Annotated in this window: 14 protein-coding genes; all 14 read left to right on the top strand. The window is 43.7% G+C overall.

The genetic code is table 11. The features are described 5' to 3' along the window. The first annotated feature begins 110 nt into the window (after window positions 1–110). The 14 genes from asd (at window position 111) to V6D41_RS05680 (ending at window position 15,018) form a co-directional block, all read left to right on the top strand. Window positions 111–1,151, top strand: a complete 1,041-nt coding sequence (asd, locus tag V6D41_RS05745) for an aspartate-semialdehyde dehydrogenase (protein ID WP_087991642.1) — start codon at window positions 111–113, stop codon at window positions 1,149–1,151. 91 nt (window positions 1,152–1,242) lie between these two features. Then, a complete protein-coding gene (dapG, locus tag V6D41_RS05740) occupies window positions 1,243–2,457 on the top strand; it encodes an aspartate kinase (RefSeq protein WP_148961799.1) in 1,215 nt (404 codons plus the stop codon). A 30-nt stretch (window positions 2,458–2,487) separates the two neighbouring features. Continuing rightward, window positions 2,488–3,360 carry a 4-hydroxy-tetrahydrodipicolinate synthase gene (gene dapA / locus V6D41_RS05735; RefSeq protein WP_148961798.1) on the top strand — a complete coding sequence of 291 codons (873 nt, stop codon included), beginning with the start codon at window positions 2,488–2,490 and terminating at the stop codon, window positions 3,358–3,360. A gap of 179 nt (window positions 3,361–3,539) precedes the next feature. Continuing rightward, entirely contained in the window at window positions 3,540–5,207 is a 1,668-nt protein-coding gene (rnjB, locus tag V6D41_RS05730) for a ribonuclease J2 (RefSeq protein WP_148961797.1), read from the top strand. 116 nt (window positions 5,208–5,323) lie between these two features. Continuing rightward, complete coding sequence (gene tepA / locus V6D41_RS05725; RefSeq protein WP_087991646.1) at window positions 5,324–6,061, top strand: translocation-enhancing protein TepA; 738 nt, start codon at window positions 5,324–5,326, stop codon at window positions 6,059–6,061. After that, a complete protein-coding gene (gene tepJ / locus V6D41_RS05720) occupies window positions 6,058–6,270 on the top strand; it encodes a TepA modulator TepJ (protein WP_087991647.1) in 213 nt (70 codons plus the stop codon). Before tepA ends, tepJ begins: the two co-directional genes overlap by 4 nt. 130 nt (window positions 6,271–6,400) lie before the next feature. After that, window positions 6,401–8,770 (top strand): DNA translocase SpoIIIE, encoded by a 2,370-nt coding sequence (gene spoIIIE / locus V6D41_RS05715; RefSeq protein ID WP_333517569.1) that lies wholly within the window; start codon window positions 6,401–6,403, stop codon window positions 8,768–8,770. A 142-nt stretch (window positions 8,771–8,912) separates the two neighbouring features. Further along, a complete protein-coding gene (locus tag V6D41_RS05710) occupies window positions 8,913–9,638 on the top strand; it encodes a GntR family transcriptional regulator (protein ID WP_087991649.1) in 726 nt (241 codons plus the stop codon). A gap of 138 nt (window positions 9,639–9,776) precedes the next feature. Beyond that, window positions 9,777–10,988 carry a bacillibactin exporter BcbE gene (gene bcbE / locus V6D41_RS05705; protein WP_148961940.1) on the top strand — a complete coding sequence of 404 codons (1,212 nt, stop codon included), beginning with the start codon at window positions 9,777–9,779 and terminating at the stop codon, window positions 10,986–10,988. 116 nt (window positions 10,989–11,104) lie between these two features. Further along, window positions 11,105–11,236 (top strand): hypothetical protein, encoded by a 132-nt coding sequence (locus V6D41_RS05700; protein ID WP_333517568.1) that lies wholly within the window; start codon window positions 11,105–11,107, stop codon window positions 11,234–11,236. Between the two features lie 98 nt (window positions 11,237–11,334). Continuing rightward, window positions 11,335–12,615: an EF-P 5-aminopentanol modification-associated protein YfmF gene (gene yfmF, locus V6D41_RS05695; protein ID WP_148961792.1), complete on the top strand. Its 1,281-nt coding sequence runs from the start codon at window positions 11,335–11,337 to the stop codon at window positions 12,613–12,615. Next, a complete protein-coding gene (yfmH, locus tag V6D41_RS05690; RefSeq protein ID WP_333517567.1) occupies window positions 12,612–13,898 on the top strand; it encodes an EF-P 5-aminopentanol modification-associated protein YfmH in 1,287 nt (428 codons plus the stop codon). The genes yfmF and yfmH overlap by 4 nt, the downstream gene beginning before the upstream one ends. A gap of 53 nt (window positions 13,899–13,951) precedes the next feature. Continuing rightward, a complete protein-coding gene (gene ymfI, locus V6D41_RS05685; RefSeq protein WP_087991652.1) occupies window positions 13,952–14,680 on the top strand; it encodes an elongation factor P 5-aminopentanone reductase in 729 nt (242 codons plus the stop codon). 80 nt (window positions 14,681–14,760) lie between these two features. Further along, window positions 14,761–15,018, top strand: coding sequence for a DUF3243 domain-containing protein (locus V6D41_RS05680; protein ID WP_087991653.1), 258 nt, complete (start codon window positions 14,761–14,763; stop codon window positions 15,016–15,018). Window positions 15,019–15,101: the final 83 nt, after the last annotated feature.

Here is a 15,101-nt window from a genome sequence, read left to right as displayed (position 1 = left end):
TTCCCAAACTAAAAAATTCGGTCATCACCCGCATATTCTATGGTAAAATAAAACGTAAAATCATAGTCAAATCAATTCAATGATGCTGATTGGCGGAAGGAGTTTTACAGATGGGAAGAGGTTTACACGTAGCAGTTGTCGGAGCGACAGGGGCTGTAGGACAACAAATGCTGAAAACACTTGAAGACAGAAACTTTGAAATGGACACACTTACATTGCTATCTTCCAAACGCTCTGCGGGGACAAAAGTCACGTTTAAAGGCCAAGAGCTGACTGTTCAGGAAGCTTCTCCCGAGAGCTTTGAAGGGGTAAATATTGCTTTGTTCAGCGCCGGCGGAAGCGTATCACAGGCATTGGCACCAGAAGCTGTAAAACGCGGCGCTATTGCTATAGATAATACGAGTGCGTTCCGTATGGACGAAAATACACCGCTTGTTGTGCCTGAAGTGAATGAGGCAGACTTGCATGAACACAACGGCATTATTGCCAATCCGAACTGCTCTACAATCCAAATGGTTGCGGCTCTTGAACCGATCCGCAAAGCATACGGCTTAAACAAAGTCATCGTATCAACTTACCAGGCGGTTTCAGGAGCGGGAAATGAAGCTGTAAAAGAGCTTTACAGCCAAACACAGGCGATTTTAAATCAAGAAGAAATTGAGCCCGCGATCATGCCTGTAAAAGGCGACAAAAAACACTATCAAATCGCCTTCAACGCGATTCCGCAAATTGATAAATTCCAAGATAACGGCTATACGTTTGAGGAAATGAAAATGATAAATGAAACGAAAAAAATCATGCACATGCCGGACCTTCAAGTAGCGGCTACATGTGTGAGACTGCCAATTCAAACTGGGCACTCAGAGTCCGTCTACATTGAGGTTGACCGTGATGACGCTACAGTTGAGGATATTAAAAAACTATTAAAAGAAGCTCCGGGCGTGACACTTCAGGATGACCCCAACCAGCAGCTTTATCCGATGCCTGCTGATGCCGTCGGTAAAAACGATGTGTTTGTTGGCCGCATCCGCAAAGATTTGGACAGAGCAAACGGTTTTCATTTATGGGTTGTTTCTGATAACCTGTTAAAAGGCGCGGCATGGAACTCCGTTCAGATTGCAGAAAGCCTGAAAAAACTAAACCTCGTATAAAAGAGAGAATTTCCTAAAGACGAATAGAAGAGAGTAAGGTGCTATCAGCCTGCTCTCTTCTGTTACGTCCGAATAATTTGGAGTGAAAACAGTGAAGATAATTGTTCAAAAGTTCGGCGGAACATCTGTAAAAGATGATAAAGGCCGTAAACTGGCTTTAGAGCATATTAAAGAAGCAATCAGTGAGGGATATAAGGTTGTCGTTGTCGTTTCAGCGATGGGCCGGAAAGGAGACCCGTACGCAACGGATTCTTTGCTGGGGCTGCTTTACGGCGATCAGTCAGCGATTTCCCCGAGAGAGCAGGATTTGCTTTTATCTTGCGGAGAGACCATTTCTTCTGTCGTCTTTACAAGCATGCTGCTTGATAACGGTGTGAAAGCAGCTTCCCTGACAGGGGCTCAGGCTGGCTTTTTAACGAATGATCAGCATACCAATGCGAAAATCCTTGAAATGAGACCGGAGCGTTTATTCAGTGTTCTCGCAAATCATGACGCTGTAGTCGTCGCAGGGTTCCAGGGTGCCACTGAAAAGGGTGATACAACAACGATCGGCAGAGGGGGCAGCGATACGTCCGCAGCCGCACTTGGCGCAGCGATTGACGCGGAATACATCGATATTTTCACCGATGTAGAAGGTGTGATGACTGCTGACCCGAGAGTGGTGGAAAATGCGAAACCGCTTCCTGTCGTGACGTATACTGAAATTTGCAACCTGGCGTATCAAGGGGCGAAGGTCATTCATCCGCGGGCTGTAGAGATTGCGATGCAGGCAAAGGTTCCCATCCGCGTCCGTTCGACTTATTCGAAAGATAAAGGCACATTGGTGACATCGCATCACTCTTCCAAAGTCGGAAGCGATGTTTTCGAAAGGCTGATTACGGGAATTGCCCATGTCAAAGATGTCACGCAGTTTAAAGTGCCTGCGAAAATCGGCCAGTATAACGTACAGACTGAAGTGTTTAAGGCGATGGCGAATGCGGGAATCAGTGTTGATTTCTTCAACATTACACCTAGTGAAATCGTATATACGGTGGCCGGTAATAAAACAGAAACAGCTCAGCGTATTTTAATGGATATGGGCTATGATCCGTTGGTAACGAGAAATTGCGCGAAGGTATCGGCGGTCGGAGCTGGCATTATGGGTGTTCCCGGCGTCACGTCCAAAATTGTTTCGGCTCTTTCCGATAAAGAAATTCCGATCCTTCAGTCGGCTGACAGCCATACGACGATATGGGTGCTTGTCCATGAAGCGGATTTGGTTCCTGCTGTAAACGCTTTGCATGAAGTGTTTGAACTTTCCAAGTAAATGTGATTGAATCATGATGAGGTGAATAAAATGAATTTCGGAAATGTGTCTACAGCGATGATTACACCCTTTGACAATAAAGGGAACGTAGACTTTCAAAAACTGTCTACACTGATTGATTACTTGTTGAAAAACGGAACGGATTCTTTAGTAGTGGCGGGAACAACTGGAGAGTCGCCAACCCTTTCAACTGAAGAAAAAATTGCGCTGTTTGAATATACGGTAAAAGAAGTGAACGGTCGGGTGCCGGTTATCGCGGGTACTGGCAGCAACAACACGAAAGATTCCATAAAGCTGACAAAAAAAGCTGAGGAAGCGGGCGTAGACGCGGTCATGCTCGTTACGCCGTATTACAATAAACCTTCTCAAGAAGGAATGTACCAGCATTTTAAAGCAATTGCGGCAGAAACGTCTCTTCCGGTCATGCTGTATAATGTGCCGGGCCGCACAGTAGCTTCTCTCGCTCCTGAAACGACGATTCGTTTGGCGGCAGACATCCCGAATGTGGTTGCGATTAAAGAAGCGAGCGGAGACCTCGAAGCGATTACGAAAATTGTTGCGGAAACGCCCGAAGACTTCTCTGTCTATTCAGGGGATGACGCTCTGACCCTTCCTATTCTCTCAGTCGGAGGAAGAGGAGTTGTGTCAGTGGCGAGCCATATTGCAGGCTCTGATATGCAGCAAATGATCAAAAATTATACGAATGGGCAAACAGCTAATGCGGCACTGATTCATCAGAAACTGCTGCCGATTATGAAGGAACTGTTTAAAGCGCCTAACCCGGCTCCTGTCAAAACAGCGCTTCAACTGAAAGGCCTTGATGTCGGATCGGTGCGACTTCCTCTTATCCCGCTTAGCGAAGATGAACGACTGAGCTTAAGCAGCACGATCAGCGAACTGTAAGAAAAAATTTCATACAGTGAAACAAACGCGGTCATTCTCACATTCAGCTGAGTTTGACCGTTTCTTATACATATTGGTTTTGCTTAAACCTTCTGCTTTATCTTGTTTTCTAAATTTACTTTCAGTTATAATAGGAACAAGTGATGATGGACGGGTATGAGACTAGGAGGATATAGATTTTGAAAAAGAAAAATACAGAAAACGTTAGAATTATCGCCCTTGGCGGTGTCGGAGAAATTGGGAAGAATCTTTATGTCATCGAAATTGACTCAGACATATTTGTCGTTGATGCCGGCCTTATGCATCCAGAAAACGAAATGCTCGGTATTGATGTAGTGATTCCTGACATATCATATTTGATTGAACGGGCTGACCGCGTCAAGGCAATCTTTTTAACACACGGGCATGATGAAAATATCGGCGGCGTTTTTTACTTGTTAAACAAGCTGTCCGTTCCAGTGTACGGAACAAAGCTGACGCTTGCACTATTAAGAGAAAAATTAAAACAATACGGACATAACCGAAAAACTGATTTAAGAGAAATTCACTCCAAATCTGTCATTACATTTGAATCAACAAAAGTATCATTCTTTAGAACGATTCACAGCATCCCTGATTCTGTAGGTGTGAGTTTTAAAACATCACTTGGATCTATAGTATGCACGGGAGACTTCAAATTTGACCAAACACCTGCACTTAATCAAATGTGCGACATTGGCGAGATCGCCAAGATCGGCAATAGCGGCGTGCTTGCCCTGCTTTCAGACAGTACAAATGCGGAACGTCCGGGTTATACGCCTTCGGAAGCAGCTGTCAGCGGAGAAATTTCGGACGCGCTGTATAATTCAGAGAACCGGGTGATTATTGCTGTTTTCGCGTCCAATATTAACCGGATTCAGCAAGTCATTCATGCAGCTTCTCAAAATGGAAGAAAGATTGCCGTTGCCGGAAAAAATCTACAATCTGTCCTGCAGCTGGCAAGAAAGCTCGGATATATCGAAGCTGATGATGAACTGTTTATTTCTGTGCAGGATGTCAAGAAGTATCCAAAACGCGAAGTGGCCATTATGACAGCCGGCAGCCAAGGTGAACCGTTAGCTGCCCTGACAAGAATGGCAAACAAAGCTCACAAACAGCTGAACATTGAAGAAGGGGATACAGTTGTCATTGCGTCCACACCAATCCCTGGACAGGAACTTATTTATTCTAAAACAGTAGATATTCTCGCGAGAGCCGGCGCGCAAGTTACCTTTGCCCAAAAGCGTGTCCATGTATCTGGCCACGGTTCACAGGAAGAGTTAAAGCTGATGATCAATCTGCTTAAACCAAAATATTTAATTCCTGTAAACGGCGAATACAGAATGCAAAAAGCTCATTCAAAAATCGCTGAAGAAATCGGCATGAAGCGCAGTGACATCTTCTTAATTGAAAAAGGAGACGTCGTTGAATTTCGCGGCCAGAACGTAAAAATTGGGGATAAAGTTCCGTATGGCAATATATTAATTGATGGTTTAGGCGTCGGCGATATCGGCAATATCGTGCTGCGAGACCGCCGCTTACTTTCACAGGACGGAATTTTAATCGTTGTCATAACACTTGATAAACAAAAGAAACATCTTGTATCAGGACCAGAAATTATCACTCGCGGTTTTGTTTATGTAAGAGAGTCTGAAGGCCTTATCGTAGAGGCGACTGAGCTTGTCCGTTCCATCGTGACAGAAGCGACTGAAACATCAAATGTTGAATGGTCAACGCTGAAGCAGGCTATGCGGGATGCTTTGAACCAATTCCTATATGAAAAAACGAAACGTAAACCGATGATCATTCCAATTATTATGGAAGTGTAATGACTGACTAAGGCCGGAGCTGCTCCGGTCTTTATTTTTTTGCCTTTTAAGCCGGGGATTGAATTGAGTAACTTTGTTCATAATACAAAGAGAAACTCGGAAAGGGTGAAAGCGAGATGGATCATCGTATGGAAAACACAGAAGAAGAGCGTCCTGAAAAAAATGATGCGAAAGACAGCATTATGAATAAAATACAGCAGCTTGGTGAAACGGCGCTCCCGCAGCTGCCCCAGGATACAAATATTCATTGTCTGACCATTATCGGCCAAATAGAAGGCCATGTTCAGCTTCCTCCGCAAAACAAAACAACAAAATATGAACATGTTATCCCGCAGATTGTCGCAATTGAACAGAATCCCAAAATTGAAGGTCTGCTGATTATATTAAATACGGTCGGAGGAGATGTTGAAGCGGGTCTCGCAATAGCGGAAATGCTCGCATCTTTATCAAAACCGACCGTTTCCATTGTGCTTGGCGGAGGGCATTCTATCGGCGTTCCGATTGCGGTATCTTGTGATTACAGTTATATCGCTGAAACAGCAACAATGACCATTCATCCGGTTCGGCTGACCGGATTGGTAATCGGCGTGCCGCAAACGTTTGAATACCTGGATAAAATGCAAGAAAGAGTTGTTAAATTTGTAACTAGCCATTCCAATGTAACCGAAGAGAAGTTTAAAGAACTGATGTTTTCAAAAGGAAATTTAACACGCGACATCGGAACAAATGTAGTGGGTAAGGATGCAGTTGAATACGGACTGATCGATCACGCAGGCGGTGTCGGACAGGCGATCAATAAACTGAATGAGCTCATTGAGGAAGCAAGGGAAGAAGAAGGACGGATGATTCAATGATTCTGTATACCGTGATGCCGCAGGAAATTGTGTTTGCAGAACAGAACCAAGAGACAAGCGTTCATGAGCAGATTGAGTATAAAGGTGTGCCGCTTCTTGTCGAGATGAAAGGCAATGAAGCGGAAGTCATTCAAATCATGAGCACAAATCCAATGCATTTTCTGCACCCGGACATTTCTCCGGGACAAAAGCTGAAATTAAACGTATAAGATTCCAACCCTTTTTTAAGTGCAAAATATGCTATAATAGGGGAATCCTACAGAAAAAACGCAGCCTGTAAACGGCTGCTTTCTTCATTATGTATGAACTTACATTTTTTAACGCAGTAAGGTGATGAGTGTGGCAAAGAAAAAACGAAAATCAAGAAAAAAACAGGCGAAACAGCTCAATATAAAATACGAACTTAACGGATTGCTGTGTATAGCCATTTCAATTATCGCGATTCTGCAGCTGGGGGTAGTCGGGCAAACTTTTATCTATTTGTTCCGCTTTTTTGCTGGAGAGTGGTTTATTTTATGCTTGTTAGGTCTATTGGTGTTAGGAGTCTCGCTGTTTTGGAAGAAGAAAACGCCGAGCCTATTAACGAGGCGAAAGGCCGGACTGTACTGTATTATCGCAAGCATATTGCTGCTTTCTCACGTGCAGCTGTTTAAAAATTTGACGCACAATGGGTCGATTGAGTCTGCAAGCGTGTTGCACAACACATGGGAATTGTTTTTGATGGACATGAATGGAAGCTCCGCTTCACCTGATTTAGGCGGAGGGATGATTGGAGCTTTGCTGTTTGCTGCTTCACACTTTTTATTTGCGTCAACCGGTTCTCAGATTATGGCGATTGTCATGATTTTGATCGGAATGATATTAGTCACAGGGCGCTCTCTTCAAGAAACGCTGAAAAAGTGGATGAGCCCGATTGGCCGCTTTATAAAAGAACAATGGTTTGCATTTATTGATGATATGAAATCCGTCAAAACAAATATGAAGTCTTCGAAAAAAACGAAAGCGCCGAGCAAAAAACAAAAACCGGCCCGCAAAAAACAACAATTGGAACAAGAGCCTTCTGATGAAGAGGGGGACCTGGAAACCGAAACGGCATCGCCCCTCATTCATTCAGAGCCGATTATCTCAAGCTTTTCAGATCGGAATGAAAATGAAGAGTCTCCAGCCATAGAAAAGCGAGCTGAACCTGTAACAGAGCCGCTTCAGGAGATCCAGACTGAGACAGGTGATCAGGAAACTGTTTCTGCTCCCCCTATGACCTTTACGGAGCTTGAAAACAAGGATTACGAGATGCCGTCACTGGATTTACTGGCCGATCCGAAGCATACCGGCCAGCAGGCAGATAAAAAGAATATTTATGAAAATGCGAGAAAGCTCGAACACACCTTCCAAAGCTTTGGCGTAAAGGCGAAAGTCACACAGGTTCATCTCGGCCCGGCCGTAACAAAATATGAAGTGTATCCTGATGTCGGAGTGAAGGTTAGCAAAATTGTCAATTTAAGCGATGATTTAGCGCTAGCACTTGCTGCGAAGGATATCAGGATAGAGGCGCCAATACCAGGAAAATCAGCAATCGGAATTGAGGTTCCGAATGCAGAAGTGGCGATGGTATCGCTGAAGGAAGTGCTGGAGTCTAAATTAAACGACAGACCGGATGCGAAGCTGCTAATTGGACTTGGCCGCAATATTTCAGGTGAAGCTGTGCTGGCTGAGTTAAACAAGATGCCTCACCTTTTAGTCGCAGGCGCAACCGGAAGCGGGAAGAGCGTTTGTGTCAACGGCATTATTACAAGTATATTGATGCGCGCGAAACCGCATGAAGTGAAAATGATGATGATCGATCCTAAAATGGTAGAGCTGAATGTCTATAACGGGATTCCGCATTTGCTTGCTCCAGTTGTAACCGATCCGAAAAAAGCGTCACAGGCTTTGAAAAAGGTTGTCAATGAAATGGAGAGGCGGTACGAATTATTTTCTCATACGGGTACAAGAAATATTGAAGGATACAATGATTATATAAAACGCTCTAACAATGAAGAAGAAGCGAAACAGCCAGAGCTGCCCTATATCGTTGTCATTGTGGACGAGCTTGCTGATCTCATGATGGTCGCTTCTTCTGATGTGGAAGATTCGATTACGAGATTGTCCCAAATGGCGCGGGCTGCCGGCATCCATCTCATCATTGCGACACAGAGGCCGTCGGTTGACGTTATCACAGGGGTGATCAAAGCGAATATTCCGTCACGAATCGCGTTCAGCGTTTCTTCACAGACGGATTCAAGGACGATTCTTGACATGGGTGGCGCTGAGAAGCTGCTCGGCCGCGGCGATATGCTGTTTTTGCCTGTCGGGGCTAATAAACCTGTCCGCGTGCAGGGAGCATTTTTGTCTGATGACGAAGTGGAGAAGATCGTCGACCATGTGATTACGCAGCAGAAAGCGCAATATCAGGAAGAAATGATTCCTGAGGAGACAACGGAAACGCATTCCGAGGTTACCGATGAACTTTATGATGAAGCTGTTGAATTAATCGTCGGCATGCAGACGGCATCTGTTTCAATGCTGCAAAGAAGATTCAGAATCGGTTATACGAGGGCGGCGCGCCTCATTGACGCAATGGAGGAACGAGGCGTTGTCGGGCCATATGAAGGCAGCAAACCGAGAGAAGTTTTATTATCAAAAGAGAAATATGATGAGCTCTCTTCTTAATGTAGGGAGTTCAGCTTTCTTTAGTTATCGATAATAACATTATGTAAACTGCAACCTTTCTATTTATTTTTTCGACAAAACATGATATAGTTGTCCCAATTGTTCAATAATTTTTATCGAAAGTGGTTTACGGAGGGAAAACATGTCTACAAAAGCTGATAATCGGCACTTGTATTTAAAAGTAATTGAACGAATTAAAGAGGATATTAAAAATGGAATCTACACTGAGAAGGAAAAGCTGCCTTCTGAATTTGAGCTTTCCAAAAAGCTTGGTGTCAGCAGAGCGACGCTAAGAGAAGCCTTGCGGATCCTTGAAGAAGAGCATGTGATTATCAGAAGGCATGGTGTAGGCACTTTTGTCCATTCTAAGCCGTTATTTCTTTCGGGCATTGAACAGCTGAACAGTGTAACCAAGATGATTGAACAGGCAAATATGACGCCTGGCACGATTTTTCTATCATCACAAGTGCTTATGCCGTCTGAGGATGATATGATGAGATTTCACTTGGAAGAGGGGCAGGAACTTTTTTACCTCGAACGAGTCAGGACAGCTAACGGACAGCCGATTGTGTATTGTATAGACAAAATTCCGATGGATATATTGCCGAATTCTTTTTCTCACCAGCAAGAATCTATGTTTGATTTACTTGAGAAAAATTCAGGCTCCGTGATCAGCTATGCCGTGACTGATATTGAGCCGATCGGCTATCATGATACCATTTCTCCGGTGCTTGAATGCGATCCGGAAACAGCTCTTTTGCTGTTAAAACAAACCCATTACGATCAGCACGATAAACCGGTGCTTTACTCTTTAAATTACTTTAGAGCGGATAAATTCAGATTTCATGTTTTGCGTAAACGATTCTAAAACGGACGCCTGTGATGTGTCTGTTTTTTTATTTGCACTGATTCATGTTTCTTTGTACATACTTTCACGCCCGTTAACGCAATATATAAGGGATGACAAGAAAGTGAATGGGTGAAAATGTTGAGAAAGAAAGATGGAATGAAACATATTATTGCATTGTCTTCCGTACCGCTTGTGATGACACTTGGAAATTCCATGCTGATTCCCGTTCTGCCGATGATGGAAAAAAAGCTGTCGGTGACTTCATTTCAAGTGTCTTTAATCATTACTGTATATTCGGTGGTGGCAATTATTTGCATACCGATTGCGGGGTATCTGTCAGATCGATTCGGGAGGAAAAAAATATTGCTTCCATGTCTCCTCATTGCAGGATTGGGAGGGGCGGTGGCTGCTTTTGCTTCAACCTATATGAAAAATCCCTACGCTATGATTTTGGCGGGGAGGGTTCTTCAAGGCATCGGTTCAGCAGGTGCAGCTCCTATCGTCATGCCGTTTATCGGCGATTTGTTTGAAGGAGACGATGAAAAGGTCAGCGCCGGTCTTGGCGATATTGAAACCGCCAACACATCAGGGAAGGTACTGAGTCCCATACTTGGCGCCTTACTGGCTACCTGGTACTGGTTTGTACCATTTTGGTTTATTCCGTTTTTTTGTTTGATCAGCTTTTTGCTCGTGTTGTTTCTGGTGGCCAAACCTGAAGAAGATGAGGATGCGCCTGCGGTTTCTGAGTTTATTAAGAATGTGCGGAAAATCTTTAAGCAGGACGGACGCTGGCTTTATACGGTTTTTATTATCGGGTGTGTCATTATGTTTCTGTTATTCGGCGTACTATTTTATTTATCAGATACGCTGGAAAAGAAGTATGCCATTGACGGAGTGGCTAAAGGCGGATTACTGGCAATCCCACTTTTATTTTTGTCAACCAGTTCCTATATAGCTGGCAAAAAGATTGGCAAAGATAAAAGCCGAATGAAGTTTTGTGTTGTTACAGGAATGATTATGTTAAGCCTTTCGTATATAGCTTTGTGGTGGAATCACAGTTTTTATTTTTTATTTGTCTTTTTAAGTTTTGGCGGGATTGGAATTGGAATGGCTCTTCCTGCTTTAGATGCACTGATAACCGAAGGGATTGAAAGCGAGGAATGCGGAACCATTTCCTCCTTTTACAATAGCATGCGCTTTATAGGGGTAGCCCTCGGTCCCCCTGTGTTTGCGGCATTAATGTCTAATGCAGACTGGCTGATTTTTATTCTATCGGCGTTTTGCAGCATCGTTGCTTTATTCTTAGTCATCTTCACTGTGGATACTAAAAAAAGTGAGGAGGAAGAAAAAAACTTGGGGACGGTCTAGCCAACCGTCTTTTTTTCGCTGTGAAAATAGCGAATATTGACACTCTTCTCTCGGATCATTATGCTGTAATTTATATAATCGGAAGAGCCCCACTGTCGTTCTGACAGGGCTTATCTTTGAGCGCATTTATCGTTCTGCCGCTGTTTGTGCCTGTCATGGTGCGGCTATTCGGCGGCGTCTTTCAAATCAAAAAGGATGAATCGATACAGCCCCCGTCTTGTCTGGCGGAGGTTATTATTTCCTTATAAATCCTACAGTTGCTATAATTACATGAAAGAGTGATTCTGCGTATGCTGAAAATGGGTCATAATACATACTAATAAGAAATGAACGAAGGAGGTTCCATATGTCATATGTAAATGAAATCAAAACAAAGCATGGCGGTTTAACCGCGCACATTGTAGAAACAGAAAAATTCAAAACCGTCTCGCTTATCTTTAAAATGCTTGCGCCGCTGACAAAGGAGCAAGTCACCAAAAGGGCGCTGCTCCCGCATGTGCTCCTTCGCGGAACAAAAAGCCATCCGAAAACCGCAGAATTACGTTCTTATTTAGATGAACTGTACGGCACGTCCGTTTCGGCTGATCTTTCGAAAAAAGGAGAGCGGCACGTCATTACGTTCAGGCTTGAAATCCCGAATGAAAAATATTTAAAAAATCAAACGCCGCTTCTTGAAAAAGGACTGCAGCTTCTCGCAGAAATCGTCTTTTCACCTGCTCTGGAGGAGGGCGCTTTTCAATCACAATATGTGGCTCAGGAAAAACGGACGCTCAAGCAGAGAATTCAAGCGGTCTATGATGATAAAATGCGCTACTCGAATTTAAGGCTGATACAGGAAATGTGCAAAAATGAGCCTTACGCGCTGCATGTCAATGGGGAAATGGAAGATGTCGATGCCATTACAGCTGATCAATTATATGAAACATACCAAAGCGCTATCCAAAAAGACCAGCTTGATCTTTATGTCGTTGGCGATGTGGACAGTAACCAAGTGCAAGCGTCAATTGACAAGTATTTTCAAACAGAAGAGCGCACCCTTGGCATGATTAAAAACAATCACTCTGAGCAAAACGCACAGCCTAAAGAAGTAATTGATGATGAAGATGTCAAACAAGGAAAGTTGAATATTGGCTACCGCACCAGTATCACTTATACGGATCAGGATTATCCTGCCTTGCAAGTGTTTAACGGGCTGTTTGGCGGATTCTCTCACTCCAAGCTTTTCATCAATGTTCGGGAAAAAGCCAGTCTTGCATACTACGCCGCTTCGCGTATAGAAAGTTTTAAAGGCTTGTTAATGGTGATGTCGGGCATTGAAGTGAAAAATTATGAACAGGCTGTTTCTATTATTACTGAGCAATTTCAGGCAATGAAAAACGGCGAATACAGTGAGCAGGATATCGCTCAGACAAAGGCTGTCATTCGAAATCAAGTGCTAGAAACCATTGATACTGCGTACGGTCTATCTGAATTTTTATATCAGCAGGCTGCTGCCCAAGTCGATATTCCAATCGAAGACTTTCTCGCCAATATTGATCAGGTCACAAAAGAGGATATCATGAAAGCCGGCGAAAAGATTCAGCTTGATACGACTTATTTCTTAAAAGGGACGGAGGGTGCATCTTGATCAAACCAATCAAATATGAACAGCTGCAGGAGACGCTGTACCATGAAAAAATGCCAAACGGCCTTGACGTTTACGTTTTGCCGAAAAAAGGCTTCAACAAGACGTATGCGGTTTTCACTACAAAGTATGGTTCTATAGATAACCGATTCGTCCCTTTAGGTAAAAATGAAATGGTTCACGTGCCGGACGGCATCGCTCATTTTCTTGAGCACAAGCTGTTTGAAAAAGCGGATGGAGACGTTTTTCAAGATTTCAGCAAACAGGGCGCTTCTGCTAATGCGTTTACGTCATTTACAAGAACGGCTTATCTTTTCTCAAGCACATCGAATGTTGAACGCAATTTAGAGACACTGATTGATTTTGTGCAGGATCCGTATTTTACTGAAAAAACGGTTGAAAAGGAAAAAGGGATTATCGGGCAGGAGATCAACATGTATGACGACAACCCTGATTGGAGGCTTTACTTCGGGGTCATTGAAAACATGTACAAAGAACATCCTGTCAGAATTGACATAGCCGGAACAGTGGAAAGCATTTCGCATATTACCAAAGACCTTCTTTATGAATGCTATGAAACGTTCTATCACCCGAGTAACATGCTCCTCTTCATTGTCGGCCCTGTAGATCCTGAAGCGATCATTTCTCAGGTGAGACAAAATCAGGAGAGAAAGCCGTATACTGATCAGCCGGAAATCAAACGGGAGGAAGTACAGGAGCAAGAAGCGGTGTTCCGGAAAGAAAAAGAAATCAAAATGAACGTGCAGGGGCCGAAATGCCTTGTCGGGCTAAAATCAAAGAACCCGTTTAAATTAGGTAAAGAGCTGTTAAAGCATGAACTTTCAATGAACTTATTGCTTGAATCTCTTTTCGGCAAAAGCTCTGCCCAGTACGAATCACTTTATGAAAAAGGGTATATTGACGAAACGTTCAGCTTTGATTTTACTGCTGAATATGGGTTTGGTTTTGCGGCGATCGGCGGCGATACGCCGGAACCTGATCAATTGGCTGAAGACATTTCAAGCATGCTTCTGCGCGCCGGTGAATTGATTACTGCTGAAAAGATTGAACTTGCCAGAAAGAAAAAGATCGGTACATTTCTAAAAGCGCTGAATTCACCTGAATACATCGCCAATCAATTTACCCGTTATGCTTTCTTGGATATGAGCCTGTTTGACGTCGTATCGGTTCTCGAGCAAATTACCCTCGAAGATGTCCGGCAAGTCATACAAGAGGAAATTGCTGCAGACAGATTGACTGTCTGTAAGGTTGTTCCCAAATCATAACAAAACATCCCTCCTGTGTGAGGGGTGTTTTTCTGCGGAAAGAAGGAAAGAGGATGAAAAAAACAGCATTGATCACCGGAGCAAGCGGCGGCATCGGTAAAAGCATAAGTGAAACGCTTGCGGCAGAGGGATACAATCTGCTGCTGCATTACAATACAAATCAAAACGCAGCATCGGAGCTTGCTGAAAAACTAAGAGAGGCGTTTGGCATTCATGCTGAGATTTTGCAAGCCGATCTGTCCGTACCGGAAGGAGCAGATAAGCTGACAAGATCAATTGTTCAGCCGGTTGATGCCATTATTTTAAATAGCGGCAGAAGCCATTTTGGGTTGATTACGGATGTAGATAATGCAACGGTCCAGGAAATGGTTCAGCTCCATGTGGCAAGTCCGTATATGTTGACGAGAAACCTTCTTTCAGGCATGATCCGGAATAGAACAGGAGCGATTGTGGCTGTCAGTTCTATTTGGGGAGAGACTGGAGCATCTTGTGAAGTGCTGTACAGTATGGCAAAGGGAGCTCAACACTCGTTTGTAAAAGGACTGGCTAAGGAGCTGGCGCCAAGCGGAATCAGAGTAAACGCTGTAGCCCCGGGCGCGGTTGATACAAATATGATGAATCAATTTACCCCGTCTGAAAAAGAAGAGATCGCAGATGAGATCCCGATCGGGCGGCTGGCCCGGCCGCAAGAAATTGCGGATGCAACAGTTTTTCTCCTGTCTGAAAAAGCGTCATATATCACCGGCCAAATTCTGTCAGTGAATGGCGGCTGGCACTGCTGATCCGAAAATATTCGGTGTATAGTTTCTTTTGCGAAGGACACAATAATCTTGTAACTTCACATGAAATGGAGGAAACGAGCATGTCAGTATTAGAAAACTGGGATAACTGGAAAAACTTCCTTGGCGACCGTTTGAACTATGCGCAAGATAAAGGCATGAGCCAGGATACCATTACAGAACTTGCGACAGAAATCGGCGGTTACTTGGCTAATGAAGTGGAATCTAAAAACGAGCAGGAAAAAGTGCTGGCAGATCTTTGGAGCGTAGCATCAAAAGATGAACAGCACGCTATTGCCAATATGATGGTTAAGCTTGTTGAAAATAACAGCACTCACTAGGAAGAGAGGAGATTTTTCCTCTCTTTTTTATGTTTTCCTCATCACAGCAACATTCTTCTTTCTAATTAGAGAAAAATGCTTTA

Origin of the sequence: Bacillus sp. 0102A, from assembly GCF_036765155.1 — a bacterium.
Classification (GTDB): Bacteria; Bacillota; Bacilli; order Bacillales; family Bacillaceae; genus Bacillus; species Bacillus subtilis_G.
This window is presented reverse-complemented; position numbering and strand designations above follow the sequence as displayed.

What these genes read in the sequence shown, in the direction of transcription:
- yfmF (WP_148961792.1), top strand. Translation starts at nt 11,335, where the DNA reads ATGTCATATGTAAATGAAATCAAAACAAAGCATGGCGGTTTAACCGCG.
- asd (WP_087991642.1), top strand. Translation starts at nt 111, where the DNA reads ATGGGAAGAGGTTTACACGTAGCAGTTGTCGGAGCGACAGGGGCTGTA.
- V6D41_RS05680 (WP_087991653.1), top strand. Translation starts at nt 14,761, where the DNA reads ATGTCAGTATTAGAAAACTGGGATAACTGGAAAAACTTCCTTGGCGAC.
- tepJ (WP_087991647.1), top strand. Translation starts at nt 6,058, where the DNA reads ATGATTCTGTATACCGTGATGCCGCAGGAAATTGTGTTTGCAGAACAG.
- tepA (WP_087991646.1), top strand. Translation starts at nt 5,324, where the DNA reads ATGGATCATCGTATGGAAAACACAGAAGAAGAGCGTCCTGAAAAAAAT.
- dapA (WP_148961798.1), top strand. Translation starts at nt 2,488, where the DNA reads ATGAATTTCGGAAATGTGTCTACAGCGATGATTACACCCTTTGACAAT.
- bcbE (WP_148961940.1), top strand. Translation starts at nt 9,777, where the DNA reads ATGAAACATATTATTGCATTGTCTTCCGTACCGCTTGTGATGACACTT.
- ymfI (WP_087991652.1), top strand. Translation starts at nt 13,952, where the DNA reads ATGAAAAAAACAGCATTGATCACCGGAGCAAGCGGCGGCATCGGTAAA.
- V6D41_RS05710 (WP_087991649.1), top strand. Translation starts at nt 8,913, where the DNA reads ATGTCTACAAAAGCTGATAATCGGCACTTGTATTTAAAAGTAATTGAA.